This is a genomic window from Micromonospora sp. NPDC050417 (assembly GCF_044458865.1).
GTDB lineage: Bacteria > Actinomycetota > Actinomycetes > Mycobacteriales > Micromonosporaceae > Micromonospora_G.
On record NZ_JBITIH010000045.1, the window covers coordinates 1 to 26,381 of the forward strand.

General features: G+C 68.7%; 20 protein-coding genes and 2 pseudogenes. 15 read left to right on the forward strand and 7 right to left on the reverse strand.

The annotated features are described in order from the left end of the window. The first annotated feature begins 127 nt into the window (after positions 1-127). Positions 128-1,223 (forward strand): annotated as a pseudogene (locus ACIBF5_RS31960) (IS630 family transposase). Positions 1,224-1,296: 73 nt separating this feature from the next. Here ACIBF5_RS31960 and ACIBF5_RS31965 read toward each other — a convergent pair. The 4 genes from ACIBF5_RS31965 to ACIBF5_RS31980 all read right to left on the reverse strand — a co-directional run bounded on the left by ACIBF5_RS31965 (position 1,297) and on the right by ACIBF5_RS31980 (position 2,953). Beyond that, the gene (locus ACIBF5_RS31965) at positions 1,297-1,704 is read right to left on the reverse strand and encodes a transposase family protein (protein WP_396816621.1); all 408 of its coding nucleotides are present in this window, start codon (positions 1,702-1,704) and stop codon (positions 1,297-1,299) included. A 421-nt stretch (positions 1,705-2,125) separates the two neighbouring features. Continuing rightward, positions 2,126-2,569, reverse strand: coding sequence for a hypothetical protein (locus ACIBF5_RS31970; protein WP_396816622.1), 444 nt, complete (start codon positions 2,567-2,569; stop codon positions 2,126-2,128). A 9-nt stretch (positions 2,570-2,578) separates the two neighbouring features. Next, positions 2,579-2,716 (reverse strand): hypothetical protein, encoded by a 138-nt coding sequence (locus ACIBF5_RS31975; protein WP_396816623.1) that lies wholly within the window; start codon positions 2,714-2,716, stop codon positions 2,579-2,581. Positions 2,717-2,749: 33 nt separating this feature from the next. Beyond that, positions 2,750-2,953, reverse strand: coding sequence for a transposase (locus ACIBF5_RS31980; RefSeq protein ID WP_396816624.1), 204 nt, complete (start codon positions 2,951-2,953; stop codon positions 2,750-2,752). Between the two features lie 175 nt (positions 2,954-3,128). Between ACIBF5_RS31980 and ACIBF5_RS31985 the strand changes: the two genes are divergently transcribed. From ACIBF5_RS31985 to ACIBF5_RS32020, 8 genes are all read left to right on the forward strand, one after another. Next, complete coding sequence (locus ACIBF5_RS31985; protein ID WP_396816625.1) at positions 3,129-4,205, forward strand: DUF3419 family protein; 1,077 nt, start codon at positions 3,129-3,131, stop codon at positions 4,203-4,205. Positions 4,206-4,282: 77 nt separating this feature from the next. Beyond that, positions 4,283-4,558 (forward strand): acyl carrier protein, encoded by a 276-nt coding sequence (locus ACIBF5_RS31990; protein WP_396816626.1) that lies wholly within the window; start codon positions 4,283-4,285, stop codon positions 4,556-4,558. Then, complete coding sequence (locus tag ACIBF5_RS31995) at positions 4,555-5,286, forward strand: hypothetical protein (RefSeq protein WP_396816627.1); 732 nt, start codon at positions 4,555-4,557, stop codon at positions 5,284-5,286. The genes ACIBF5_RS31990 and ACIBF5_RS31995 overlap by 4 nt, the downstream gene beginning before the upstream one ends. A 26-nt stretch (positions 5,287-5,312) precedes the next feature. Beyond that, positions 5,313-6,350, forward strand: coding sequence for a hypothetical protein (locus ACIBF5_RS32000; protein ID WP_396816628.1), 1,038 nt, complete (start codon positions 5,313-5,315; stop codon positions 6,348-6,350). Continuing rightward, positions 6,347-7,015: an MBL fold metallo-hydrolase gene (locus tag ACIBF5_RS32005; protein ID WP_396816629.1), complete on the forward strand. Its 669-nt coding sequence runs from the start codon at positions 6,347-6,349 to the stop codon at positions 7,013-7,015. The genes ACIBF5_RS32000 and ACIBF5_RS32005 overlap by 4 nt, the downstream gene beginning before the upstream one ends. Positions 7,016-7,111: 96 nt before the next feature. Beyond that, positions 7,112-8,239 (forward strand): hypothetical protein, encoded by a 1,128-nt coding sequence (locus ACIBF5_RS32010; RefSeq protein WP_396816630.1) that lies wholly within the window; start codon positions 7,112-7,114, stop codon positions 8,237-8,239. Next, positions 8,239-9,504, forward strand: coding sequence for an ATP-grasp domain-containing protein (locus ACIBF5_RS32015; protein WP_396816631.1), 1,266 nt, complete (start codon positions 8,239-8,241; stop codon positions 9,502-9,504). Before ACIBF5_RS32010 ends, ACIBF5_RS32015 begins: the two co-directional genes overlap by 1 nt. Positions 9,505-10,067: 563 nt before the next feature. Further along, positions 10,068-11,267, forward strand: a complete 1,200-nt coding sequence (locus tag ACIBF5_RS32020) for a cytochrome P450 (protein WP_396816632.1) — start codon at positions 10,068-10,070, stop codon at positions 11,265-11,267. Here the strand turns inward: ACIBF5_RS32020 and ACIBF5_RS32025 are convergent. Both ACIBF5_RS32025 and ACIBF5_RS32030 read right to left on the reverse strand, forming a co-directional pair. Beyond that, positions 11,257-12,435, reverse strand: coding sequence for a glycosyltransferase (locus ACIBF5_RS32025; RefSeq protein ID WP_396816633.1), 1,179 nt, complete (start codon positions 12,433-12,435; stop codon positions 11,257-11,259). The genes ACIBF5_RS32020 and ACIBF5_RS32025 overlap by 11 nt on opposite strands. 15 nt (positions 12,436-12,450) lie before the next feature. Continuing rightward, on the reverse strand, positions 12,451-13,299 hold the full coding sequence (locus ACIBF5_RS32030; RefSeq protein ID WP_396816634.1) for a TauD/TfdA dioxygenase family protein: 849 nt from the start codon (positions 13,297-13,299) through the stop codon (positions 12,451-12,453). 223 nt (positions 13,300-13,522) lie between these two features. Here ACIBF5_RS32030 and ACIBF5_RS32035 point away from each other — a divergent pair, with 223 nt between their 5' ends. Next, positions 13,523-14,935 carry a methyltransferase gene (locus ACIBF5_RS32035; protein WP_396816635.1) on the forward strand — a complete coding sequence of 471 codons (1,413 nt, stop codon included), beginning with the start codon at positions 13,523-13,525 and terminating at the stop codon, positions 14,933-14,935. A 42-nt stretch (positions 14,936-14,977) separates the two neighbouring features. Here ACIBF5_RS32035 and ACIBF5_RS32040 read toward each other — a convergent pair whose 3' ends face one another. Next, positions 14,978-19,063, reverse strand: a complete 4,086-nt coding sequence (locus ACIBF5_RS32040; RefSeq protein WP_396816636.1) for an amino acid adenylation domain-containing protein — start codon at positions 19,061-19,063, stop codon at positions 14,978-14,980. 682 nt (positions 19,064-19,745) lie between these two features. Between ACIBF5_RS32040 and ACIBF5_RS32045 the strand changes: the two genes are divergently transcribed. The 5 genes and pseudogenes from ACIBF5_RS32045 to ACIBF5_RS32065 all read left to right on the forward strand — a co-directional run bounded on the left by ACIBF5_RS32045 (position 19,746) and on the right by ACIBF5_RS32065 (position 26,255). Then, positions 19,746-20,795: a UbiA family prenyltransferase gene (locus ACIBF5_RS32045; RefSeq protein ID WP_396816637.1), complete on the forward strand. Its 1,050-nt coding sequence runs from the start codon at positions 19,746-19,748 to the stop codon at positions 20,793-20,795. Positions 20,796-20,808: 13 nt separating this feature from the next. After that, entirely contained in the window at positions 20,809-21,870 is a 1,062-nt protein-coding gene (locus tag ACIBF5_RS32050) for an aminotransferase class I/II-fold pyridoxal phosphate-dependent enzyme (protein WP_396816638.1), read from the forward strand. After that, positions 21,867-23,189 carry a glycosyltransferase gene (locus ACIBF5_RS32055; protein ID WP_396816639.1) on the forward strand — a complete coding sequence of 441 codons (1,323 nt, stop codon included), beginning with the start codon at positions 21,867-21,869 and terminating at the stop codon, positions 23,187-23,189. Before ACIBF5_RS32050 ends, ACIBF5_RS32055 begins: the two co-directional genes overlap by 4 nt. Before the next feature lie 172 nt (positions 23,190-23,361). Next, a pseudogene (locus ACIBF5_RS32060) lies at positions 23,362-23,766 on the forward strand (hypothetical protein); the annotation flags it as partial. A 230-nt stretch (positions 23,767-23,996) separates the two neighbouring features. After that, positions 23,997-26,255 carry a trypsin-like serine protease gene (locus ACIBF5_RS32065; RefSeq protein ID WP_396816640.1) on the forward strand — a complete coding sequence of 753 codons (2,259 nt, stop codon included), beginning with the start codon at positions 23,997-23,999 and terminating at the stop codon, positions 26,253-26,255. The last annotated feature ends 126 nt before the right edge of the window (positions 26,256-26,381 follow it).

The window sequence follows — 26,381 nt, forward strand, 5'->3', positions numbered from 1 at the left end:
CGTCCGCCTCGCCGGCGTCTGCCCCACCTGCAAAACACGGTTCCCCACAACAAAACCCAACTACCCACTCAGATCATGACAAAGCACTACTAGTGTCCTGAGTCCATAGCTTCGTGTGGGTTCTGGTATGGCTGATGCTCGAGGGCCGAAGTTGGCCTTGCTGGAGTTGACGGGCACCGAGCGAGACGCGTTGGAGGCGCTGGCGGGTAGGCATTCGGCGGCGCAGGCCCTCGCGACGCGGGCGCGGATCATCCTGGCCTGCGTCCAAGGGTCTGTCGATCAGTGAGGTGTCACGGCTACTCGGTGCGTCGTTGCCGATGGTCGGCACGTGGCGGTCGCGGTTCGTCGTCCATCGGTTTGATGGTTTGTATGACGAGCCGCGACCGGGTCGTCCACGCCTGGTCAGTGACGCGGACGCGGAGCGGGTGATCGTGGATACGTTGGAGTCGACGCCGCGTAATGCCACGCATTGGTCGAGTCGGTCGATGGCGGCGGCGACGGGGTTGTCGCAGTCGACGGTGTCGCCGATCTGGCGGACGTTCGGGTTGCAGCCATGGCGGGCGGAGTCGTTCAAGCTGTCGACGGATCCGTTGTTCGTCGACAAGGTCCGTGACGTGGTCGGGTTGTATCTCGATCCGCCGGAACAGGCATTGGTGTTGTGTGTCGACGAGAAGTCGCAGATCCAGGCCCTCGACAGGTCGCAGCCGGTCTTACCGATGCACCCCGTGCGCCGGAACGTCGTAGTCATGACTACCTACAGACGGGTGTGACGAGTCTATTCGCGGCGTTGGACCTGGCCGCAGGGACGGTGATCGGGTCGGTGCACACCGTAGGCACAGGCAGCAGGAGTTCCTGAAGTTCCTGCGAAAAATCGACGGGTCGGTGCCCGCTGATTTGGACGTACATCTGATGTTGGACAACAACTCCACGCACAAGACCCCTGCGGTGAAACGGTGGCTGCTACGCAACCCCCGCTTCCACCTGCGCTTCACCCCGACCAGCGCGAGTTGGCTCAACCTCGTCGAACGGTTCATCGCCGAGATAACCGACACTCATCCGCCGAGGGGGTCCACCGCAGCGTCGCCGCACTCGAGAAGGACATCCGGGCCTGGCTGGCCGCAGGGAACGAGCAACCACCCCTGTACGTCTGGACCAAGACCGCCGACGAGGTCCTCTACAGCCTCGCGACGTACTGCAAACGAATCAAAGACTCAGCACACTAGCCCAACGCGGCCAGCAGGTGCACCTGAGACCCGGCGGGGCCGCTGCCGTGCAGCGTCTTGCCGTCAACGGCGATCACCCACCGGCCCCGCCCGGCCAGACCAGCCCGGCCGAGCAGCCAGCGACACACCGCGGAATCCAACGCGTCGGCGTCGATGCCGGCACCAGCACCCGGCCCAGGGTGCCGTCATCAGTCACCCGCCGGGCCCCGGTCGAGGCGTCCCGGGCCGCACCGAGACGCTCCCACACCACGTCCGGCAGATCCGCAGCCCACTCGACGATCTCCACCCGGCTGGATCCCGAGAGCACCGCCGCGATCGCCATCGCGAGCAGCCCCGGTAGCGGATGGATCCGACTGCGGGCGTCGCGCGGGTCCGGAACCTCGGCAAGGGCCTGCAGCAACCCCGGCGGGCCCCGCTCCGACAGCGGCGACACGCCACCCAGGCGTGCGGACAGCCCGCCGATCAACGATGATGCTTCCACGAGCGCGGCCTTTCTCGATCACCCAGTCGAGACACCTGAATGATCACCAGGAGCCGCATTTTCCTAAAGATCCGCCGGAATCGGCGTGACTACCCCACAGTCGGCAATCCGGCCACTTTGCTACCTTACGAACGCCCTGCTACCCGCCCTGGCCGACTCCGGCTACGAAAACGCAGGTCACGGCATCAAGACCCCGGTCAGGCAGCCTGCCGACGGCAGCCGGCTCTCACCCGGCAGCCGCGCCTACAACCGGCTGCTACACGGGATGCGCTGGCAGAGCGAACACGGCTGCCATCCTCGTCGGATGCTGGATAGCGTTAGCCCACACCACCCGCCCACGCCGGACCGGCGACATCGCCGCCGCCCTGCACCCGAGTCCACTTTGGATACATGCATCCATCCGACTCTTGTTAAGATCACTTCACTGTGCGAGAGTTCTGACGCCAAAGGGCACACACCGGGCATCTATCGGTTTGAGTTTGCTGGCCAAGCACTGATGCTGGCCTAGCGATAAGGGGTATTCGTTGATGCGGGCGAAGCGGTCGGCGCCGTGCATGGTGCGCCAGCCGCCCGAGATCTCCTGCAGGGCCTTGACCATGCGCAGGTCGGTCTCGGAGCGGTTGTTGTCGAACGAGATGGCGAGGTTGGTCCAGTGGGCCTCGTAGTCGGCCTGCCGGTCGCGCAGCCTGCGGGCCAAGGCTCGCGCGACGCGGTTGGCGCCGGAGGCGTTGACGGTCAGCCCGCCGGCCACGGCGTGCCTGCACCGATCCCGGAGGTCGGCAAGGACGGCCTCGTCGATGTGGTCGAGGCGAGCGGTGCTCGTCTGGTCGGTGGTGGGCTTCGCGTCGAGCAGGATCTGTTTCACGGCCACGACTCAGATCTGTTCCAGCTCTCCGGAGTGCTCGATCATCCCGATCAGCTCGCGCAGGACCGCGCCGTAAATCGTGTAGGAGCCCAGCACGTCGGTCACCAGGATCCCGGTGACCCCGGGCAGGACGCGCAGGTCGTCCATCGCCGCCCGGCCCCGCTTGGCATGGACGCCGCATCAGGTCAGCTTCGTGGTGCAGGCCACGTGCAGCCACATCAGCCGCCCGCCCACGCGCACCCCGGTTTCGTCGGCATGCACCACCAGCGAGGCTTGGAGCTTGCAGACCAGGTCCTTCTCGAACCCCACCAGGCCCTCATGAGCGCGCCGAAGGACGTCGACCACGGTCCCGGTGGAGACCTCAAGCCCGAACAACGAGCCCATGACCTACGTCAGCCGGTGCGTGGCCACGATCCCGAACACGCCCGGGAACGTAATCACCGTCCGCACCTGCGAACCGTACGACACCGGCGCGGTCACACGCTGAGGCGCCCCGCACACACCGAACAACCACGCTGGTCAGAGCGGACTTTGAACAGCTACCGTCGATGAGGGGCCAATGAGCGAGATCTACTTTGCGCAGATTCGTGAAGACTCGCGCATCGAACGTCAACTGCAGGCCCGCTATCAGGCACGACGGATCCTAACCATAGGCTCTGGGGGCTGCACGGCGTTCTCACTGCTGGACGACGACCTGGAGAGCCTCGTTGTCGTGGACGCGAATCCGGCCCAGTGCGCGCTCATACACCTGAAGAAGGTCGCACTGGTCACCCTCGATCTCGAGGAGTATCTCGCGTTCGTCGGCGAGCGACCCGCGACGAACCGCCTGGGTACGTACCGTGAGCTGGAAGGGTCCCTGCCCGACGAGGCGCGCGCGTACTGGCGTGGCCATCGGGCAAGGATCGAGTCTGGAATCAACCGTTGCGGGGTTACAGATCGCTTCTACAGCATGGTAGGGGAAAACCTGACGCAGATAGTCCTCGACGCGAACGCAGTCGCCCTCCTCTTCGCATGTTCAACCTTGGACGAACAGCGCGCATTCTTTTCGGAATACCTGGATAACGACCGCTGGGACACCGCAGTGCGTGTTCTGTTCAGCAGATGGACACAATCGTACTTCTACCCGCCCCTGTGGTCTGCGCGAAGCACTGAGTCCAAATTTGGCGATTTCTACGCCTCGCAGATAGAAGAAGCAATCGTGGACCGACCGGTCGCGGACAACTACTTCCTTCACCAGTTGCTGGCGGGCCGCTACCTCTACGACCGCACAGACGGCACACCCGCGTATCTTTCTCACGACGGATACAGCAGAGCACGCCGAAATATCCACAAAATGCAGTTGGTGAACAGCACGATCGATCAATGCCTCACCGAGGTCACGGATATTGATGCCTTTTATCTGTCCAACATCTTCGACTGGGGAAGCCCCGCGCGCCACGGCACCTTCGTGGGAAATGCTCGGAAGGCCGCGTCCGCCGACGGAGCGATCGTCCTGCACCGGAGCATGTACGGGGAAGATCGGCTGACACCGGTGTTCGGCGACAATCTGAAGATCTGTTCGGAGCTGTCGCAGGAATTGGTAAAGCAGGAGCGTTCGATGCTCTATCGCGCGGTCACCGTCGGTGAGCTCATCTGAGGGCCCAGCCTGCGGCTGGGGCATGGCGAGACCAACCGCACGGTTGGCAGACACACATCTGAAGGGTGTACACCAGCATGACTGCGAGTGATGACGAGTTCCTAGAGAAGGTGCTGAAGTTCCTGCGTGGGCTCAATCCTTGGGCAGAGGCTCAGGCAGGCGCAGAGATCGATCCGGACACGGACCTGATTCAGACCGGCATCATCGACAGCCTGTCAGTCATGGCACTGCTCGTCTTCTTGGAGGATGAGACCGGCAGGCACGTGCCACTGGAAGACCTGCTGCTCGACAGCATCCGCACCGCCCGGACGATCGGGGACGTCTACGGGTCGCGCACCCCGGAGGCCGCGTGAGTGCGGCCGGCCCGGCACTCGTCGCGGGCGATGCCGAGGCGCGGGTCGACCGAATGCTTTCTCGACTACAACCGTTTTCGGGTGCCGAGGAGCTCAAGCTCTCCACGCTGCTCCCCATGAGTTCTGCCATGGCGACGCACTATGTGCGCAGCTTTCCCCAGCATGCACTGGTCGTGTCGAGCGCGATGGGTGGGGACTCCGAGTTCCTGCTGGCACCGACCACCTGTTATGCGGTGTTCGACCATCTGAGAGACCGCCAACTTCAGGGTGCGTCCGTGTTCACGCACAAGAACCTGTGCTTCCGGAACGAGAAGACATACCGGAACGGGGAACGTCAGGCTTCGTTCCTCATGCGCGAGTTCATCTTTCTGTCGACGGATCTGGACCTGGTCCACGAGTGGATCGGGAGCCTTGTGCACGACATACCTCGTTCGCTCGCGGAAGAGTTCGGTGTGGAGGTGGTCGTGGAGAAGGCCAGCGACCCGTTCTTCGATCCTAAGGATCTTCACCTGAAATTTCAGGAGTCCGAAAATCTCAAGTCCGAGTTCGTCGTCGACGGGCTCGCCGTCGCCTCGGTCAATCTGCACCTCCAGGCCTTCGCGCGAAGCTCCAACCTGCGCTCGGAGGACGGAAAACCCCTCTATAGCGCATGCTTCGGTCTTGGATACGATCGGCTCGTCGCCAGGAGCGCAACTCTGCGTATGCATTCACGGTCCGTCGGTGGGTGATGATCGGAACATGAAGGGACGAGTCCATGGAGCGCGTAAGGCTTGGCGACCCCGTAGATGTCGATCGGCTTCTTCGCGGGAAGGACTTCCGGGCGGACCATCCGTTCCGGGTCTCGCGGCGGATTCTGGGTGCGTCCACGCTGGATCTCGAAGGGAGCGAGCACCGCAACAGAAAGCGTGAGTGGTGGGCCGGATTCGGAAAGCAGTGGGCGGACAGTGCCACGGCCAAGGAGATGGTCAACTCCGCGGTAGCTGACGGCATCGCGCACGCGCAGGCGAGCAGCGACCTGTTGCAAGGCTGCGTCTACATACCGAACCGAATCGTTCTGGACCTCCTGGGACTCCGCGGCGTCGATCCCATCGAGCACTATGCGAGTCTCGAGCCGGTCATTCGGACCCTCGGAGGCTTTTCCGAGCCGAAAGAGCGTCTGGCGCAGTCCAGGGAATACATCCGGCGAGTAGCCCGAGAAGTGACTGTGCCGTTGTTCTCCGACCTGCCAGACGCGGCTCGGTCTGCGGAACTGGCACTGTTCCTGATCGCAGGCGCGGAGACGACCGTGGTTGCTCTGAAGGTCATCACCGTGGCCTGGTGGAACGATGCTGCCGCCGTGATGGACGACGTGCGGCACGCTGGTTCCAGGAACGTCGTCATGCGCCTACTGACGAGGGACGCCCCGCTGGGGGTGACTACGCGGCATGCCTCCAGGGAGGTCTACTTCGACAAGATCGGCCAGATCCCGCGAGGGGCGCTCGTCGACGTCGATCTGGCCGAGGCAAGCTTGCTATCGGCCGTCGATGAGACGGACGCTCGCCGTAGCTCTCAGAGTTACGTCTTCGGGGCGGGAGCGCATCGCTGCCCAGGGGACCGGCTGGCCATGCTCGAGGCCGAGGCCTACCTGGAGGGACTCCTCCGGCTGGATGCTTCGAAGTACGTGCCTGTTGCTGCGAGCGAGCCGCGGTCTTCGACGTTCCGGCATCCGACCTGGCAGGCATTGACGAGGACGACGAGCTCGCGTGCGGACTCCGAGGAAACAGTGGCGGTCGGGCAATGTACACAATCTTGATCGACGCTGCCGGTCCAACACACTTTCCGAACTATCAGTACGTCATCGGGGACGTCGACACCGGTCATGCCGTGGTCGTGGATCCTGCGTGGGACAGCAAGGGCATCGCGCGAAGAATTCGACGTGAGGGCTGGAGCCTGCAGGCAGTCCTGCTCACGCACGGGCACACGGACCACGTCAATGGAGTTGCCGAGCTCGTCGGTCTCATACCGGCGCCTGTGTACATGTCGCGTGACGAGGCCACGTATTACGACTTCGACGTGCCAGGGCTGGTGCACTGCAACGACGGCGAGGCGTTGGCGGCAGGCTCCATCGAGGTGAGTGTGATGCAGACACCTGGCCACACGGTCGGCTCGTGCTGCTTCCTTGTCGGCGACAACCTCTTCGCCGGCGACACCCTGTTCCCGGAAGGTGTCGGCTTCACCCACTTTGAGGGCGGCTCTACGTCGGATCTCTACGACAGTGTGCGACGACTGAGTCAGGAGATTGCCGATACGACGCGGGTCTATTCGGGACATAGGTACCAGCGAGGCCTTGGACTTACCTTCGGTGAGCTGCGGCGCCTGAACATTTACCTGCGCCTCTCCAGCCGCAAGGACTTTGTGGAGTTCGCGGACAGGCGGACGGTGGCGAAGTCCCACGATCGGCTCCTGCCGCAGACGTAACCGGAACTTTCCGGAAACATGGAGTTGACCTGCAGTGCTGTCGCCATCTCTGGTGCCTGACACGGAAAGAGCTGGCACCGGACGTGACGTAGAAATGTGAATGTACAGATCTTCGACCAGGAATTGACAAGAATGATCAGTAGCACTGTCCCATCCGACTGGCCTAGCCCAGGAAGCTTCTACTCGTCGCCGAACTGGCTGCGGTTCGTCGATTCTGACGGACTGGGCCGCGCCGTCTACGTGGTGGAGGACGGCGCCGGGGCGGTCGCCCACCTCGCTCCGGAGGACGGCCATCCGGACTATCGCTTCGAGACCGTCCTCAACAGCGAGGACGATCGTGCGCGGCTACTCCTGGGAGGACGCCGGGGGTTCTGCTCCCCGGTGGTCGGCAGTCGTCGGTCACCCGCAGTGCTGGCCGGGCTCATAGGCGCGGCCCTCGAAGCGTTCCCCGAAGTGAACGGCGCTTGGTGGTGGCCGTACCTACCCTCGGAGGACGTGCCGCACGTCGTGGCGGCTGCGCGTTCGCTCACCGGAGAGACGCCTGGTGTCCACCTTGTCGACGCCGACTGCATCGTGCAGCAGATCCCGTCGGATGCGCCCTTCGGATCGAGCCTGACCAAAAAGCAGCGGCGAACGAACTGGCACCGCGAATGGCGGCGTTTCGTCGAGAGCGGCCTCGAGGTGCGGCAGGTGTCGATCGACGAGATCGCCGCGTGCGGAGCGCCTCTACTACAGCAAGTCGAGCGCAAGTACGGCAACGAGCATCCGGTGGAGCGCCTGGAGGCGTCCCTCTACCGACAGGCGCGTCTCCTGAGCGAGGAGGCCGTGGCGCACGCCGTCTTCGATGGCTCACGCATGACCGGATACTCGCTCGCCTACCGATGGCACCAGGAACTGACGGTTCGTCTGGTCGGCCTGGACTACGCGGCGCTGCGCGACGCCGCGGAGTATGCGGTTCTCCTCATGCACGGGCCTGTCCGGTTCGCCCAGGAGAACGGCATCGAGTCCCTGCACCTCGGCACCCGAAGCTACGAGGCCAAGTGCCGACGCGGCGCACGGGTGCGTGCCCTGTGGGTGGTGGCACCCGGAACCACGACGTCGGAGGTGGCGATCAAGGAACGTGCCGGGTCGATCCTGGCCGAGCTCCCCGCGAGGGAGGCCGCAGCGCTACGCTCGGAGATCGACGCGGTCCAAGCCTCGGTGTCGACTGGAGATGGTCGCTGATGACCACCCATGCCGTCGTCCTCACATCCTTGCGCCGCGCCTTTCCGCTCGGCCTCTTGGACACACCTTCCGTCGACCACGTGACCATCGTCGCGGAGGCCGGTCACCCGCACCGGTTTCCTCGCGGTGGGGTCCGGCCAGGTCTTCCCACCGTCGGTGTCATCGAGGTCGAGAGCATCCGCGACACGACCCAGGTGCTCAGGGCCGTCCGTCAGGTGTCAGCGTTATGTCCTGTGGACCGCATCCTCTCGCCGGTGGAGTTCGGCGTGGCGACCGCCGGCTTCCTGCGGTCCGCGCTCGGGGTCTCCGGGGAATCATTCGATGTCGGGCTTGCTTTCTCCGACAAGTTCCTCATGAAGCGACGCCTCGCCGAAGCCGGCCTGAAGACCGCTCGCTTCACGCGGGTCTTCGATCCGACCGGCGTTCGCGAGGCAGGGGACAGCCTCGGCTGGCCGGTCATCGTCAAACCGACCGTCGGCGCCCTCTGCATGGACGTGGCCCGGATCGACGGGCCGGAGGCAGCAAGGGCCTGGGCGACCGGTCCGGTCGGAGAGCGCCTGCGCGCCGACGGGATGCCGGTAGTCGTGGAGGAATACGTTGCGATGCACCGGGAGTTCCACGTCGACGCCGTGGTCCGCGAGGGCGAGATGCTGTTCGCCACCGTGTCGATCTACTTCGATCCACTGCTGGGCCGGATCGACGACTTCAACGGATCGTGGATCATTCCCCGCAATCACCCCGACCACGATGAGGCGCTGGCGCTCACCACGAGGGCTGTGAAAGCGCTGGGGCTCCGCGACGGAGTCACCCATGTCGAGCTGTTCCGATCCCAGGACGGCTTCCGAGTCGGTGAGGCGGCTTGTCGACCCCCGGGTGGTGGAATCGTCGAAGCCATACATCACCAACACGGAGTCGATCTGTGGGAGGGCTACTGGTCTGCGGCTCTCGGGAACGAACCGGTGCTCGACGTCGTCTCGACCGAAGGCCTTGTCGTCAACGTCAACCTTCCGATCCGCCCAGGCCGGATTGTCGAGCTGTCCACCGAGGCGGAGATCCGCACGGCGTGCCCCGGACTGATCGACGTGCGGATGAACATGAACGTCGGTGATGTGATCTCGTCGGACCTCAACTCGTCGTCGACGACGGGTGTCGTTTTCTTCCGTGCCCGCGACGAAGCGGAGATCGGGACCACCCTGTCGTCGCTCCGACGTGCCTACCGGATGGAGGTCGAGCCGGCGCCGGCTGAACCGGCTCGTGGTACCTGAGGGTGGGGGCCACAGGGATAGGGCGCCTGCCTTGACGTTGCGACCGCGGCGCTTCCCTCTGTGCCATCCTTGGGAGAGGCGGCCCGAGCTGCTGAAGCTCCGACCAGTGAGGGCGTGCAAGGAGATCCACCCCTGTGACATCGCATGATTCGGTACCCGACCTGAGGTGGCAGCAAGGCCGCGAACAAGGACATACACGGTCGCGCACGAAGAACGGATTCTGCCGAGTACGAAACCCTCGACCCACCCGGTTGACGTACTGCTCCTCCTCACCAACGTCGTCCAGGTGGTCCTCGCTCTGCGCGACGGCACCGGCTATGCCGACGGACAGTGGATTTGCCCCCGGGTACGGCGTGGCACGCCAGCGGCCCCAGGCATCTTCGAGTCGCCGCGCGTGCACGGCGCCGATTCTGGACGCCGCAGTAGCCCGGCTCGCGCGGATGCACGAGGTGGCGGGGATCGAGAAGCGGCACCGTGAATCATCCACCCCTGACGATCACTGCCGTATGCTGTGACCGTGTCGGGTGCACCACCGGGCACATGCCACCAAGGTGGGTGACCCATTGACCGCAGACGACACACTTCGGCCGTACCCCTTCGAGGTCTTTCGCGGCGAACTGCCCGCGGAGCTGTTGCAGATGGTGACGGGCCAGCCGGTGAGCCGGGTCCGGCTCCCGGACGGTCGGGCCACGTGGCTGGTCCTCGGCTACGACGAGGTCTGCACGGTCCTGGCCGACGCCGCCTTCACCCGTCACGCGGGCAAGGCCGAGGAGCCAGCCGGGCCCGCCCAGGCGGCCGGCCGCTGCCCGGTCCAGCCGAAGGTGCGCGAACTGGGTATGAACGGACAGGCGCACACGTCGCTGCGCCGCCTCGCCGCCCGCGCCTTCACCGCCCGGCGGATCGAGACCTACCGGCCACGGGTGCAACAGATCGCCGACGAGCTCATCGACGCGATGCAGGCCGCCGGCCCGCCAGCCGACCTGATCAGTGGACTCGTGGCGCCACTGCCGGCGCTGGTCGTCTACGAGGTACTCGGGGTGCCGAGCAGCGACGTGGCCCGGTTCGACACCTGGGTCGCCGACATCAACTCCATCACCGCCTACGGCTCTCCCGACGCGGCCCGTTCAGTCGCGGATCTGCGCGCGTACCTGGGTGAGCAGCTCGACCGGAAGCGGACCGAACCCGGCGACGACCTGCTTTCCGCCTGGCTGGCCGCGCAGGACGGCGACGAGCTCAGCGACGAGGAGATCATCGGCCTGGCCGTGGCGGTGCTCATCGGCGGTCGTGAGATCAACTCGATCAGCGCCGGGATGCGTGCGCTGTTCCAGCATCCGGAACAGTTGGAGCGGCTTCGCGCCGACCCGGCACTGCTCGGCTCGGCGGTCGACGAGATTTTGCGCTACACCTCGGTGAGCCCGATGTTCCTGGTGCAGACCGCGGTGCACGACGTGACGCTCGGCGGGGTCGACATCGGTGCCCACGATCCGGTGATGGCCGTGCCGTGGGCCGCCAACCGGGACGCTGGCGCGTTCGAACGGGCGGACGAGTTCGACATCACTCGTGGCGTCAACCCACATCTCACGTTCGGCCATGGGCCGCATTTCTGCCTCGGCGCCGCCCTCGGCCGCCTCGAACTGGAAATCGCCATCGGCACGCTGCTCCGCCGATTCCCGACCCTGGCACCGGCGGTCCCGATCGACGAGATCCCGTGGCGCCCGGAGCGCATCAACTGCGGCATCGCGGAGTTTCCCGTCACCTGGTGAGCGAGCCGGTCAGAACCGTCTCCACCGCCTCGGCCGCACGAACCGCGCCGTCACCCTCCCCGGGTGGCGGTGCCGGTGGGTGTTCCAGGACCGCGCGGACCTCCGCCGCCACCGCCGCAGCCGTCCACCGTCCGTGCGCCAGTGCCCGTCCCAGGCCCGACGCCGCAAGCCGAGCGGCGTTGTCCGGCCGGTCCATCCCGTCGGCCAGCAACACCTGGGGGGTACGGGCGGCGAGCGCCCGCGCGACCGTGCCGATCCCGCCGTGGTGGACCACGGCGGCGACCCGGGACACCAGCGCCTGGAACGGCAGGTGGGGAAACCAGTGCGTGCCGGGCGGCAGCACGTCGGGCACCAGGTCCCGGTGGCGAACCACGAGCAGCGCGGGGTGCCGCAACCGCGCCAGCGCCCGCGTCGCGGACCGGTAGAAGTCGGGCTGCAACAGCCGGCCGGTGCCGCCGGTCACCAGCAGCGGTGGGGTGTCCGCCCGCAGCAGCGCCTCGACCTGTGCCGGCAACCGGACGGGCTGGTCGTCGTCGCCGAACACGAAGCCGGTCAGCAGCGTGCCGGGCGGTGCCGGATCACCCGCGTTGTCGAACCACTCCGGCCACAGACCGACGTACGCGTCGGCCGACCACATCCACGCCGTCCAGTCGCGTACCGGGCCGAGGTCGTGCACGGCACGGACGGCGTCGACCCGGTCGGCGAGCACCTGCTCGTACAGCCACGCGACGCCGGGGAGCTTCATGAGCTGGAACGGTGACTGTGCCAGGCACACCACCGGCGCGCCGGTGGCCTCCCCGGCGATGAGGACGGACTGCGCCGTCAGGGGCGCGCCGACGAGCACGGTGCTACCGGGGCGGTGTCGGCGGACCAGCTCCGCGCACTCGAAACGGAGCTGGTCGGCCAGGCCGGTACGGTCGAAGTGCTCGCGGAAGTCGGTGATGTCCTGCGAGTGCTGCTGCACGGCGGCGTCGGCGAGATGCGCCTCGTACTGCGCGAGCGTGTCCACCGCGACGAACCGCAGCCCGGCCGCGCGCACCACGTCCCGGTAGTAGGCGTGGGTCAGGATCGTCACGTCGTGGCCACGGGCGAGCAGCCGCCTCCCGACCGCGACGAAGGGCAGCACGTCACCGTCGGTGCCGTGCACCACCATCAGCACCAGTGTCACGACCGGCGGCGCCGCTCAGTAGTTCTCGACGGCGTTGACCCGCGCCGGCCAGTACCGCTGACCCGGCTCCGCCTCGTAGTGCGGCCACCGTGGCGGGTTGCCCGTCGGTGCGTCGGCCAGCACCGTGACCCGCTGACCCCGCCGTGGCTCGGTGTAGTCGTTGACCGCGTAGTGCTGGGTCACCCGGTTGTCCCACACCGCCACGTCCCCGGCGCTCCACCGGAACCGGCACATGAACTGCGGCTGCTCCGCGAAGCTGAACAGGAAGTCCAGCAGCGCGTCGCTCTCGCTGCGGCTCAGCTGCGGGATGTGCGAGGTGAAGAGCCGGTTGACGTACAGGGAGCGCCGGCCGGTCTCCGGGTGCACCCGGACCACCGGGTGCTCGGCACGGCTGGTGAACTCGTTGCCGATCCGGATCACGTGGATCGCGGTGAGCCCGTCCAGCAGCTCGCGCATCGGCGCCGACAACTGCTCGTAGACCAGGTACTGGTTCGTCCACATGGTGTCGCCGCCGGAGCTGGGGCAGTCGACGATCTGCAGGATCGAGGCGAGCGGCGGACGCTCGTGGAATGTCATGTCGGTGTGCCAGACGTCGACCTTGCCGCCCTGCTCGGAGTCGATGACGACGACCTCCGGGTGGCCGTCCAGCCGTGGCAGGTACGGGTGCAGCTCCGGCTCGCCGAGCCGCCGTCCGAACGCGACGTGCGCTGCGGGCGACATGTGCCCCTGCCCCTTGACGAAGATGACCAGGTGCTCCAGCAGCAGTCGGTGCAACTCGGCGTAGCCCGCGTCCGTCAGGTGCTCCAGGTCCACATTGTGGATCTCCGCGCCGAGCGCGCCGGAGACCTTTTTGACCTCGAACATGGTGGCAGCAAAGGACATTCTCGCCTCCGGTCCACGGCACCGGCACAGCGGATCCGCCGTGGCGCGCCGTCACCGGAGTATCGCAGAACCACACCGGCACACCAAGGTGCCGAACGAGAACCGTCAATGGTGGCAGCGATGTTGACGACAGCGCGGCGACGCTGACAGCATCGAACAGGTAGATCCACTGACACCGCTGGCTCTTCCGAGGAGGTCGCTGCCCGTGGCCATCACTGTGTGCCTGCAGTACGACGACGTCGAGAACGCCATCGACTGGCTACACCAGGCCCTCGGTGCGATCCCGGTGAGCCGCCACGACACCGACGGGCAGGTCGTCGAGGCCGAGCTCGACCTCGACGGAACCCCGCTGCTGCTGCGCCGCTCCACGACCGGAGACGGCGTACCAGCGCCGGAGCGGGTGCCGTTGCTCGTCACGGTGGAGGCGTTGGACACGGCGTACCAGCGGATGCTCACGGTGGGTGGGGCCGCGACCTCGGCCCCCGCACCCGACCGCGACGGACGCCGCGCCTTCACCACCACCGATCCCCAGGGGTACAGGTGGACGGTGACCGAGGCAGCGGTGACGGACCACGACGCCGATCGCCGGCTCGGCACGCTGGCCGATCTGTGCACGCCGTACGCCGTGCGGGTCCTCGCGACCCTGCGCGTGCCCGACCGCATCGACTCCGGCGTCACCGCCCTCGCGCCGCTCGCCTCGGCGTGCGGCGCGGACGCCGACGCGCTGGGTCGGCTGCTGCGCTACCTGGCGCACCGTGGCGTGGTGTCCGAGCCGGAGCCGGACGTGTTCACGCTGACCGCGCTCGGCCGCCTGCTCTGCGAGCGGGGTCCCGCAGGACAGCGGGACTGGCTCGACCTCGACGGTCTCGGCGCCCGGATGGACCTCGCCTACCGTGGGCTGCTGCACGCGGTGCGGACCGGCACCGCCGGCTACGAACAGGTTCACGGCCGCACGTTCTGGGCCGACCTGGACGCCGAACCCGCCCTGCGGTCCTACTTCGACGCGCTCATGATGAGCCAGCAGCACGTGACCGCGCCCCAGGTCGCCGAGATCTACGACTGGTCCGGCGCGGAGCACGTGTTCGACGTTGGCGGCGGCAGCGGGGCGCTGCTGGCCGAGTTGCTGCGCCGGCACCCGCACCTGCGTGGCACGTTCGTCGACCGGCCGATCGCCGCCGAGGCCGCCGCGCGGCGCTACGCCGCCGAGGGCCTGGCCGAGCGCGTCGCCACCGTCGCCGGGGACTTCTTCAGCCCACTGCCGGGCGGCGGCGACGTCTACGTCGTCTCCCGAGCCCTCACCGACTGGAACGACCGGGACGCCGTCGCGATCCTGCGCCGGTGCGCCGACGCGGCCGGGGCCGACGGCCGGGTGCTGGTGGTCGAGGTGCTTCCCACCGAGCCGTACGTCCCGCACCGGTCCCCGTTCGACCTACAGATGCTCGCTGTTGTCGGGGGACGCGAACGGGGGCTGGTGGACTTCCGCGCCATCGGTGCCGCCGCCGGACTCGACCTGACCACGGTGCTGCACGGCCGCGCCGGGCTGACCGTCATGGAGTACGCCGCCACGGCCCGCAGCACCGAGCCGGCCGCGGTCGGGGACGGTGAGCGCGGCTCCTGAAGGCCCGGCCCGTCCCGGCGGCGTCGTTGCCCTACCCGCACCTCAGCGGCGCGTGGGGACCGGCAGTGCGCGGCGGTGGGCGGCGAGCAGCGGACCGATCCGGGCCACGGCCTCGGGTCGCATCATGTGCTCGTGCCGGCAGTCCAACTGCAACTCGCTGATCCGGCCCCGGACAAACGGGCGCCACTCGTCGACCGTCTGCAGGTTGATCGGCCGGCTCTGCATGGCGGTGAAGAACAGCAGGTCACCGTCGAACGACTCGGGCCGGTACGACCGGGCGGCCCGCATGTTGTGCAACGCCACCCGCAGCAGCCCAGCGATGCGGCGCGGGCCCCAGTCGGCCAGCGCGCCGGGGTGCCGCTGGATCACCTCGACCACGTCGGGCTCCTCCAGCGACTGCCCGTCGAGGATGGCCGGGTCGTAGCCGAAGTCGGAGAGCACCACGTCGAGCAGCACCCGCCGGTGCTCGACGCTGTGCAACACCGGGTCACTCGGATAGGCGTCCAGCAGGGCGAGCAACGGTACGTCGCGCCCCCGGCGACGCAGCTCGACGGCGGTCGCCCAGGCGAGCAACCCGCCCAGCGACCAGCCGAGCAGGTGGCACGGTCCGTCCGGGTACACGGAGTCGATGTCGTCGGCGAACCCCACGGCCATCTCCGGCAGGGTCGGCTGCCGGTCCGGCACCACGGTGTCGTCGGGGGCCAGGCCGGGCGACTGGAGTCCGTACACCGGGTGGCCCGGGTCGATGTGCCGCAGCAGCACCGAGTAGCACCAGCTCAGTCCGGTGACCGGTGGCAGGCAGAACAGCGGCACGCCCACTCCCTCGGTACGCAGCGGCAGGACGCCGTCGAGCGCGGTCGGTCTGCCATCCGCCGTGTCGGGTGCCGTCGGCGCGACTGCGGTCGCGTCGAGGTGGGCGGCCAGCCCGGCGACCGTGGGGTGCTCGAAGACCGCCCGCAGGTCGAGCTCCACCCCGACCACCGTACGCAACCGGTTGGCGAGCCGCGCCGCGCGCAACGAGTGCCCGCCGAGGTCGAAGAAGTCGTCGTCGACCCCCACCAGTGGCAGGTCGAGCGCCTCGGCGAACAGCCCGCAGAGCACCACCTCCCGATCGGTGCGCGGTGCCCGTCCGGTCGCCGTCGCGGCCGGGGCTGGCACGGGCAGTGCGGCCCGGTCCAGCTTGCCGTTGGAGGTCGACGGCAGCTCGGCCAGGATCTGGATCGTCGCCGGGACCATGGGTGCCGGGAGCCGGGCCGCCAGGTGGGTCCGCAGTGCCTCGGGGCCGGGTGCGGGACCCGCCGGGGCCGGCACGACGTATCCGGCCAGGCGTGGCTCCGTACCGGCCGTGTGCGCGACCACCGCAGCCTGCGACACCCCCGGATGCGCCGTCAGGCACGCCTCGATCTCGCCGGGCTCGATCCGGTGACCGCGCACCTTGAGCTGGCTGTCGCCGCGTCCGACGAAGGCGAGGGTGCCGTCGGCGAGGTGCCGTACCCGGTCGCCGGTGCGGTACATCCGGCTGCCCGGCGGGCCGAACGGGTCAGGTAGGAACCGCTCGGCGGTCAAGGCCGGCCGGTGCAGGTAGCCGCGTGCCACCTGCGCGCCCGCCAGGTACAGCTCGCCCTGCACCCCCACCGGCACCGGACGGCCGTCCGGATCGAGTACGTAGCAGCGGGTGCTCCACACCGGGCGGCCGATCGGTACGCCGTACGCCGGGTCGAACGACTCGGCGCAGTCATGGTCGGTCACGGCGACGGTCGCCTCCACCGGCCCGTACAGGTTGTGCAGTCCCGGGCCGAGCACGGCGGCGTAGCGGGCGGCGAGGTCGACCGGCAGGATCTCGCCGATGCACAGGGTCAGACGCAACGAGTCACAGGAGGCGGCGGTCGGCTCGTCCAGGAACTCGCGCAGCATCGACGGCACGAATCCGGTGGCGGTGACCCGCTCGGTCCGTACGAGCTCGGCCAGGTACCGGGGGTCGCGGTGCCCGTCGGGCCGGGCGAGCACCGCGGTCGCCCCGGCCAGCAGCGGCGAGAAGTACTCCCACACCGACACGTCGAACGTCGCCGGTGTCTTGACCAGTACGCGGTCGGCGGCACCGAAGGCGAAGCGGTCCTGGGTCCACAGCAGGTGGTTGACCAGTGCCCGGTGCTCCACCACCACGCCTTTGGGGCGGCCGGTGGAGCCCGAGGTGTAGAGCACGTAGACCGGATCGTCGGCGCGCAGCGTACGGCGGCGGTCGGTGTCGGTCGGATCGTCGGCGCGCTGCCGCCGCACGGCGTCGGCGGTGGCCGGGTCGTCCAGCACCAGCGGGCGGGGTCCGGCGTTCGGCAGGCCGGTCAGTGATCGCCGGTCGGCCAGCAACGCGGCGGGCTTGGCGTCCTGCAGCACGAACTCCACCCGGTCGGGCGGGTACGAGCCGTCCAGCGGCAGGTAGGCCCCACCGGCCTTGAGTACCGCCAGCAGCGCCACCACCTGTGCGGTGCCGCGCGGCAGCGCCACCACGACGAGGTCGCCCGGTCCGACACCACGGCGGATCAGCTCGTGGGCGAGCCGGTTCGCACGGGTGTGCAACTGCCGGTAGGTGAGCGTGTCGTTCCCCGCCGCCGGGACGGTGTCCGGATCGACGGGTGCGGCGTCCGGATCGGCAGGTGCGGTGTACGGCCTGCCGAGCGTGGTCGCCGCGCCGACGAGGGCCACCGCGTCCGGGGTGACGGCCGCCTGCCGTTCCAAGAGCGTGACGAGGGAGAGGTCGGGGAGATGGTGGACGGCGCCCTGCCACCGACGCAGGACCGTCTGCCGCTCCCGCTCGTCGAGCAGGTCGACGGCGTCGACCGTGGTCCGGGGCCGCTCGGCCAGATCAAGCAGCAGTCGTACGAAACGATCGAGGTGGGCGGTGACGTCCTGCTCTGTGTAGAGCGTCGGGTTGGCGGCCACGTCGATCCGGACCCGCCCACGGCGCTCGTCACCGTGCGCGTCGCCGTAGACGTCGAAGGAGATGTCCTCGATCGGCCCGGACTCCAGCACGTGCGAGACGGTGACGTGCCCGGCGACCGGTGCCTGGTAGCCGAACGGCATCACGTTGACCGACGGGCCGAACAGCCGGTGACCCTCGCCGCGCAGGCCGAGGTCGGCGCGCAGCTCCTCAAGGCGGTAGCGCTGGTGCCGCAGCACCTGCCGCACCTCACGGGAGGCCGCCGACAGTACGTCGGCGAAGGACATCTCCGGTCGTACCTCCAGGCGCAGCGGCAGCACCGTCATCATCATCCCGGGCGTCGTCTTCGCCAGCCGACCCCACCGGCCGGTGACCGGGAATCCGAGCACGACATCGGTGGCGCCGGTCATCCGGTGTACGTACACGGCGGTCGTCGCCACGATGGTGTCGGCCCAGGCGCTGCGGGGAATCGCGGCACGCAGTCGCTCGACGTCGACGGTGGACAGGTCGACGCGGCGCCGCAGGACGTGGTGCGCGGCGCGGGCCGGACGGCCCGACCGGCTGGAGAGGCTGAGCACCTCGGGGCGGTCGGCGAAGCGCTCCAACCAGAACGTACGGTCGTCGGCGAACCGGGCCGAGGCGCGGTACACCTGCTCGTCCTGCCAGACCCGGGGCAGCGACCCGATTGTCGCCGGTGGCAGCGGCAGCCCGTCGGTCCGCGCCGCATAGAGCTCGGCGAGGCGCTGTGCGACCAACGCGAACGCGTAGGCGTCCAGCACCACATGGTGGAAGCGCAGGTAATAGAGGTGCAGGCGGGACGAGACGCTGAGCAGGGCGCTGGCCACCAGATCGTCGCCGAACACGTCGACCGGCCGGGCGAGGTCGGCACGCATCCACCGCTGCGCGGCGGCGGCCGGGTCCTGCTCGTCGACGAGGTCCAGAACGGTGATCGGTCGCGGCGGTTCGGCCGTGATCCGCTGCATCGGCTCGCCACCGTCCTCGCCGAACCGCAGCCGGGCCGCCTCGGTCTCGGCCAGGGCCCGGTGGGCCGCCTCGGCGAGGGCTGGGAGGTCGACCGGGCCGTGAATCTCCAGATAGCCGCCGATGTTGAAGGCCGGGTTCTCCGGATCGAGCTGCTGGGCGAACCAGATGCCGGACTGCGCGGTCGACAGCGGTTGAAAAGGATCGGACACGGTGCTCCAGCCTGTCGTCATGCGAGGTGTGCCGGCATTCGATGGAAAATGACCAGACGGCAATGACGGCACCGGCATTCAGACGATATTGACGCCACTGTTCGGTTGCGTCAACCCGCCATCACCGTGACACGGTTTCGAAATAAGTACGGAGCACATCTCGGTCCGCAATGACAGGAACCAATTGGCACACGTGCCCCAAAAGGGGCGGAATTGGCGCGATGTCCACAGTGGTGGCACATGCGAGCAAGGGGCATTTCAGGCCGATCCTGATACCGGAAAACCCGTCAACCACACCAGATGAGGCAGGGCGTCGCACCACGATCGACTCTTTACGGTCGATGTCGGAGCGGGTAGCGTGGTGCACATCGCTGGCCGGTCGAAACGACGAAAAACAGGGCCGTTCAGCACGTGAGCAAGGAATGCCGCACATGACCGTACTGGCCGGGACAGCATTTCCGTACCGTCAGCTACACCTGGCCGAGCGTCATACTCGGCGCCCGCCGGACCACAAATTCAAAGCCGGCAGGGGATATTCCGGCATGCGTTTGTCGTCCATTCTCCGATACACATTGCTGCGAGTCGAACAATTCGTTCGGCCGCTCGTCGTGCCGGTGCACGACGAGGTCACCGACGTCGCGAGGGCCACGGCGATCGCGGGTCGGACCGGGGCCCTGCGACCGTGACGACCGCCCTACTCGGCGCCGTCCGCGCCCACGCGCAGACCTGGCGGCCCTACACCCTCTGGTACATCGGACTGGTCGGGCTGGCCGGCGCCGGACTCACCGACGGCGCCCACCCGGTCTGGCGCCTCGTCGTCGCCTGGGGCACGCCGACGATCGGCTGGATCGGCGGACACTACCTCAGCGACTACTTCGACCGGCGGCTCGACGCGGTGAGCAAACCGCACCGGCCCATCCCGTCCGGGCGACTACGGCCCGCGACCGCACTGCGCAGCGGCGTCGCCTGTCTGCTCGTGGTGGCCGCGCTGGCAACGGTCAGCGGCGTATGGACCCTGCTCGTCGCCGTCGCCGCAGCCGCGGCCATCGTCGCCTACGGGCGGGGACTCAAGGCCCGGGGTCTGGCCGGCAACCTCGTCCGCGGTGCACTCGGCGCGCTGACGCTCGCCTACGGCGTCGCCGTCGCCGGCCCACCGATGCACTGGTGGGTGCTGCTGTTCGTGGCCGCGTTCTGGGCGCACGACAGCTCCTCCAACCTCGTCGGCACCCTGCGGGACATCGCCGGCGACCGGGCCGGCGGCTACCACACACTGCCCGTGCGGCACGGCAACCGGGTGGCGGTCGGCGCCGCCGCCGGCCTCTTCGCCCTGGCAGTCGTCGCCGCGGGCGCCGGCGGCTGGTTCGTCCGCGACGCTGTCGCCCGCGTCGTCTTCCTCGCCGGTCTCGCCGTCGCCGCGACCCTCGGGGTCCTCGCCCTGCGAATCGTCGCCCTCGACGTGACTGTCATGTCGATGGGCGCGGCCCTGCACGCCCACGAGGTGCTCGTGTTGGAACGGGTGTGGTTCGCCGCCACCGTCGTCGCGCTCGGCCTCGGCCCGCTCGTCGCGCTCGCGGTGGCCGTGCCGATGCTCACGATCACCTGGTGGGCACAGCGCAACCTGCGGGCCGCCTACGAGTTCGGCCCGACCCGCACGCCCACCGACGCCGCACCGGGTGCCCGCGCCACCGTCGTGGCCGCACCACCGATCCGCCGCCCGTCCGAACCGCACTGAAGAAGGAGCCCGCATGTCGTCCGACGAACGGCGGAACCCGATGACCGACCCGACCCACCCGCCCGTACTCGACCTGTCGATGAACGAGACGCCGTTCCCGCCACCGGACCGGCTGCGAGCGCTCGTCGCGGACGAGGCCGCCCGGCTCAACCGCTACCCGAGCAACACCGCCGCGACGCTCGTCGGTGCCCTCGCGGAACGCCTCGCTGTACCGGCCGCGCGGGTGCTCGTCGGCCCCGGATCCGCCGGGCTGTGCCAGCACCTGCTGCAGGCGGCTGGTGCCGCCGGCGGTGAGGTCGTACATGCCGCGCTCTCCTTCGAGGCGTACCCGCTGCTCATCGCGAACGCCGGGGCGCGACCGGTGCCCGTACCGCTGCACGGGTTCGCGCACGACCTGGACGCGATGGCGGCGGCCATCACCCCGCAGACCCGGGTGGTGCTGGTCTGCACGCCGAACAACCCCACCGGCGCGGCACTGGACCGCGTCGCCCTGACCCGGTTCCTGGACCGGGTTCCGGCCGAGGTGACCGTCGTCGTCGACGAGGCGTACCGGGAGTTCGCGACGGACCCGGACCTGCCCGAGGGCGTCGAACTGGCCCGCGACCGCGACAACGTCTGCGTCCTACGCACCTTCTCCAAGGCGTACGGGCTCGCCGCGCTGCGGATCGGCTACGCCGTCGTTCCGGCCCGCATCGCCGGCCCGGCCAGGATGCTGGGCGCCGTCTTCTTCCCCAACAGCCTCGCCCAGGCCGCGGCCCTCGCCGCGCTCGACCCGGAGGCCGAGGAACTGACCCGGATCCGCTGCCGGGAACTCGCCGGCTACCGCGACGCGCTCGGCGCCGACCTCGCCGCCGCCGGCCTGCCCGTCGCGCCGAGCCAGGCGAACTTCCTGTGGCTGCCCCTCGGGCCCGAAGCGGAGCCCTTCGCCGAGCACTGCACCGCCAACGGCATCCTCGTCCGCGCGTATCCCGGCGCCGGTGTGCGGGTCACCGTCGGCGACCCCGACGCCAACCGGCGGCTACACGACGCCGCCCGTACCTTCGTCGCGGCCACCACGGCGGTGCCGGCCCGATGACCACACCCGCTCTCAGCGTCGTCATCCCGGTGCTCGACAACGGACACCTGCTGCACCTCACCCTGGACGCCCTCACCCGCCAGACGCTGCCGAGGGACCGGTTCGAGGTGATCGTCGTCGACGACGGCTCCGACCCGCCGCTGCGGAGCGTGACCGAGCAGTTCGACGAGGCACTCACCCTGACGTACCTGCGCCAGGACAACAAGGGCCGGTCGGTCGCCCGCAACCGTGCCCTCGACGCCGCCCGTGGCGACGTCGTGGTGTTCCTCGACGCGGACCAGAGCGCGCACCCGGACCTGCTGCTGCGGCACTGGCAGTTCCACCACGACCGGGGCCACGCACCCGGTGTCCTGCTCGGCCGGGCGATCGTCGTCGACTGGGCCGCCATCGCCGCCTTGCGCGCCGGCACACTGCCCAGTCCCGAGATGCTCGGCGACTACCGGGAGGACGTACGCGACGCTCTCTTCGCCGTGCCGCACCACCGCCGTGACTTCCACCGAGCACCCTGGGTCTACAGCCACACCAACAACGCCTCCGTGGACCGTGCCTCGCTGACCGCCGTCGGCGGCTTCGACGAGCAGCTCACCACCTGGGGTGGCGAGGACAACGAGCTGTTCTACCGGATCTTCCACCACCACGGCCGCGACCCGCGCCTGTTCGACCTCGCCGACGACGCCGTCTCCTACGACCTGCCGCACTTCCGCGTCTGGCCCCTGCTGATGGCCCAACTCGCCGAGAACTACCAGGTCATCGCCCGCAAACACCCTCGCTACGACATCGAGTTCTTCGGCGTACCGGGTCTCTGGACCACCGCCGTACGCCGGATCGTGTGGTTCGAGGACACCTTGCGCGCGGCCCGCGCCAACGGGCTCGCCCGCGTCGACCGACTTCCGGCCGCGATCGTCGCCGGTCTGGAGAACACCGACAGCCTCGTCATCGGCTTCGGCGCCACCAAACTCCAGCTCGGACCGGACGCGGCCACGTTCGACCATGACGCTCCGGCGAGCGAGCGCAACCTGCACCTCGCCGGGCTGCGCACCCCGTTTCCCGACGGGCACTTCGGCCGGGTCGTCACCGTCGACCTGTGGCGGTTTCTCACCCCCGAGGACCTCGGTTCCTTTCTGTTCGAGGCACTGCGGATCGGCGGCGGCACCGTCGACTTCGTCTGCACCGACCTCGACATCGACCCGGTGACGATGCTGCCGCTGCCGTTCGTCGGCGACCTCGGATATCTGCGTACCACGGTCGAACCACACCTGCCGGTCTCCGTCGACACCGAGCAGGGCTGTACGACGCTCCGGATCAGAGCCGGGGCGTGACGACGACCGGCGGTCCACGTACGGCTGAGCCGATGCCGTGGTGCGGGTCCTGATCGCGACCTGGGGGTGGCCGCTCGCACTTCCTGCCCTCGCTCCGCCCGGCTGGGCCCTGCATGCCGCCGGCCACGAGGTCCACGTCGACCGCCAGCCCGAGTAGACCGCCTCGGTCACCAGCGCGGGCCTGCCCGCCATGCCGTGCGGTTCCCCACTGCGCTTCGCCGAGGTGCTCGGCGGTCGGGTGTCCCGCGTGCTCGAACGTGCGGCATACGAGGCCGCCACGGCTGCCGGCATCGCGCTCGACCCGAGCCACGGCGCCGTTCCCGAGGTGACCGCCGACCGGGGAGTCGTACGTTTCGCCGACGCGACGCTCGACGACCTCGCCGCGTACGCCCGGTGGCTGCGACCGGACCTCCTCGTGTACGAACCGTTCAACATCGCCGACGAACTGGTGGCCGCCGTACTCGGGGTGCCGGGCGTCCGGGTGTGGTCTCGGTGGACGCACCGCTCGCGCTCGCTGCGGCCAGCAGCGTGGCGGCCTCCGCTGAGTCCCGCTGCGCCTCCGGCACGGCGGCCATGATGTCGGCCGGTGGGTCCTGCCCCGTTCGCCGGGTCGGGCCACCGTAAACGATCATCATGATTTACACTCTGCGATCAGATGCACTGGTAAGCGTCACCGCGCGACCTTGCCCGAATCGCTACTTGTGCCCGGAAACCCGGGTGCCCGCACGGCGTTTGGTCGTGTTCTGGCGTGGTCTCCCTGTGGTGTCACGCTCACGAGGCAAGTCTGTGGACATAGGAGCTCACTGAATGTTTCAGGCACGGAAACATGCCGGCAAGTGGTTGGCCGCGTTCACGGTGGTGACCCTTGCAAGCTTGCTGGCTGCCGTACCGGCCGGTGCGGTCGGGGGAGGTGGCGCCGTCCCTGACGGCGTGTATCCGTACCTCGCCAAGATTGACGTCGGCGGTGGGGGGCCCTCCGGTCGTGGCTGCACCGGCGCGTTGATTTCGCCGCAGTGGGTGGCTACCGCGAGTAGCTGTTTCGCGGTGGACGGCGAGTCAGTCACCGTGGGCCCGCCAGCGCGGCCGACCACGGCGACCGTCGGGCGTACGGACCTTACGAGTAGCACGGGGCATGTGCTGACGGTGACGGAACTCGTGCCACACCCGGACCGGAACCTGGTGCTGGCGAGATTGTCTGCCCCGATCACCGACATCGCACCGGTGGCGATTGGTTCCACTGCTCCCGCCGTCGGTGATGTCCTTCAGGTCGCGGGCTACGGTCGCACCGCCACCGAGTGGTTGCCGAACCGTGCGCACGTCGCGGCGTTCGCGGTGACCGGCGTCGGTGTCGGTGTCGGCACGTTGGACATCCAGGGACAGGCGCCGGGCCAGAGCAGCCCGTGCAAGGGCGACGCCGGCGGCCCCGCCCTACGGGAGGTCGCGGGACGCGTCGAACTCGTCGCCCTGAACCATCTGTCGTGGCAGAACGGGTGTCTCGGTGAAACCGAAACGCGGCAGGGCGCGACCGAGACTCGCCTGGACGACATCGGCTACTGGGTCCGGCAGAGGACCTCAGAGGCACAGTCCTCCATGCCGAGTGGTGAGTGCTGGAACTGCTCGAGGTCACGCTTCCTGACCTCCCCGAACGACCACTTCTCCCTCCTACTCCAGTCAGACGGCAATCTCGTGCTGTACGTCGACAGCATCCCGATCTGGGCTACCGGCACCGTCAACGGGGCACGCCTGGCCAACCAGCCGGACGGCAACGTGGTGCTCTACGCTGCCGACGGCGCCGCCGTCTGGAGCACCGGTACGTTCGGCAACGGCCCGTCGACGCTGCGGTTGCACGACGACGGCAACCTGGTCCTCTACCGCAACAGCGACCTGGCACCGATCTGGTCGAGCGGCACGCTGCGCAACGGATCCCTTATCCGGAACGAGACCGGTGGCGTCGCGGTCCTCGCCGGTGGCGCGGCCATCTGGTTCGCCAGCCCGCAGGAACTCGCCGCAACGGGTTACGCCACCACGCCGGTTGTTCCGGTCTCCACCAGCTGGGCCGCCTCCCTCCCCAGCGTGCCGCAGAACGGCACGCTGATCCGGAAGAACGAAACCGGTGGCGTCGCCGTAATCGCCGGCGGCGCGGCGGTCTGGTTCGCCAGCCCCGAGGAACTCCGTGACGCCGGGTACGGCACAACTCCCAGTATCGCGGTGCCGATCGGGTGGGCCACCGCCCTGCCGGGCATGCCACAGAACGGCACCCTCATCCGGAAGAACGAAACCGGTGGCGTCGCCGTAATCGCCGGCGGCGCGGCGGTCTGGTTCGCCAGCCCCGAGGAACTCCGTAACGCCGGGTACGGCACAACTCCCAGTATCGCGGTGCCTACCGGGTGGGCCACCGCCCTGCCGGGCATGCCACAGAACGGCACCCTCATCCGGAACAACGAGACTGGTGGCGTTGCCGTAATCGCCGGCGGCGCGGCGGTCTGGTTCGCCAACCAGGACGAACTCGCCAACGCGGGGTACGGCACGACGCCTTTCAGTACCGCCGTGCCGATCGGATGGTTGACCGCCCTGCCAGGCATGCCACAGAACGGCACCCTCATCCGGAACAACGAAACCGGCGGCGTCGCCGTAATCGCCGGCGGCGCGGCGGTCTGGTTCGCCAACCAGGACGAACTCGCCAATGCGGGGTACGGCACGACGCCTTTCAGTACCGCCGTGCCGATCGGATGGTTGACCGCCCTGCCAGGCATGCCACAGAACGGCACCCTCATCCGAAACGAAACCGGCGGCGTGGCCGTCGTGGCTGGGGGCGCGGCCATGTGGTTCCCCAACCAGGACGAACTCCGTCAAGCCGGCTACGGCACCGTACCGAGCATCGGCGTCCCCACCAGGTGGACCGTCGGCCTCCTCAGCAAGCCGCAGGACGGCACCCTCGTACGATCGGGCGCCTCCCCCCAGGTGTGGCGGGTCGACGGTGGTATCCGCACCGCCGTGACACCAGGCCCAACGGAGAACGTCACCACCATCGGTGTGAGTTCCCTCCAGGCCATCCCCGTCGCGTGACGGTCGGGGGGGGGCCCCCCCCCGGGGGGGGCCCCCCCCCCCGGCCCCCCCCCCCCCCGGGGGGCGGGGGGGGGGGGGGCCCCCCCGGGCCCCCCCCCCCCCCCCCCCCCCACGGCAGGATCGGCC

Coding starts and splice junctions, on each gene's coding strand:
- ACIBF5_RS31975 (WP_396816623.1), bottom strand. CDS start 2,716: ATGGACGACCTGCGCGTCCTGCCCGGGGTCACCGGGATCCTGGTGACC.
- ACIBF5_RS31980 (WP_396816624.1), bottom strand. CDS start 2,953: ATGGGCTCGTTGTTCGGGCTTGAGGTCTCCACCGGGACCGTGGTCGAC.
- ACIBF5_RS31985 (WP_396816625.1), top strand. CDS start 3,129: ATGAGCGAGATCTACTTTGCGCAGATTCGTGAAGACTCGCGCATCGAA.
- ACIBF5_RS31990 (WP_396816626.1), top strand. CDS start 4,283: ATGACTGCGAGTGATGACGAGTTCCTAGAGAAGGTGCTGAAGTTCCTG.
- ACIBF5_RS32000 (WP_396816628.1), top strand. CDS start 5,313: ATGGAGCGCGTAAGGCTTGGCGACCCCGTAGATGTCGATCGGCTTCTT.
- ACIBF5_RS32015 (WP_396816631.1), top strand. CDS start 8,239: ATGACCACCCATGCCGTCGTCCTCACATCCTTGCGCCGCGCCTTTCCG.
- ACIBF5_RS32030 (WP_396816634.1), bottom strand. CDS start 13,299: ATGTTCGAGGTCAAAAAGGTCTCCGGCGCGCTCGGCGCGGAGATCCAC.
- ACIBF5_RS32050 (WP_396816638.1), top strand. CDS start 20,809: ATGTCGTCCGACGAACGGCGGAACCCGATGACCGACCCGACCCACCCG.
- ACIBF5_RS32055 (WP_396816639.1), top strand. CDS start 21,867: ATGACCACACCCGCTCTCAGCGTCGTCATCCCGGTGCTCGACAACGGA.
- ACIBF5_RS32065 (WP_396816640.1), top strand. CDS start 23,997: ATGTTTCAGGCACGGAAACATGCCGGCAAGTGGTTGGCCGCGTTCACG.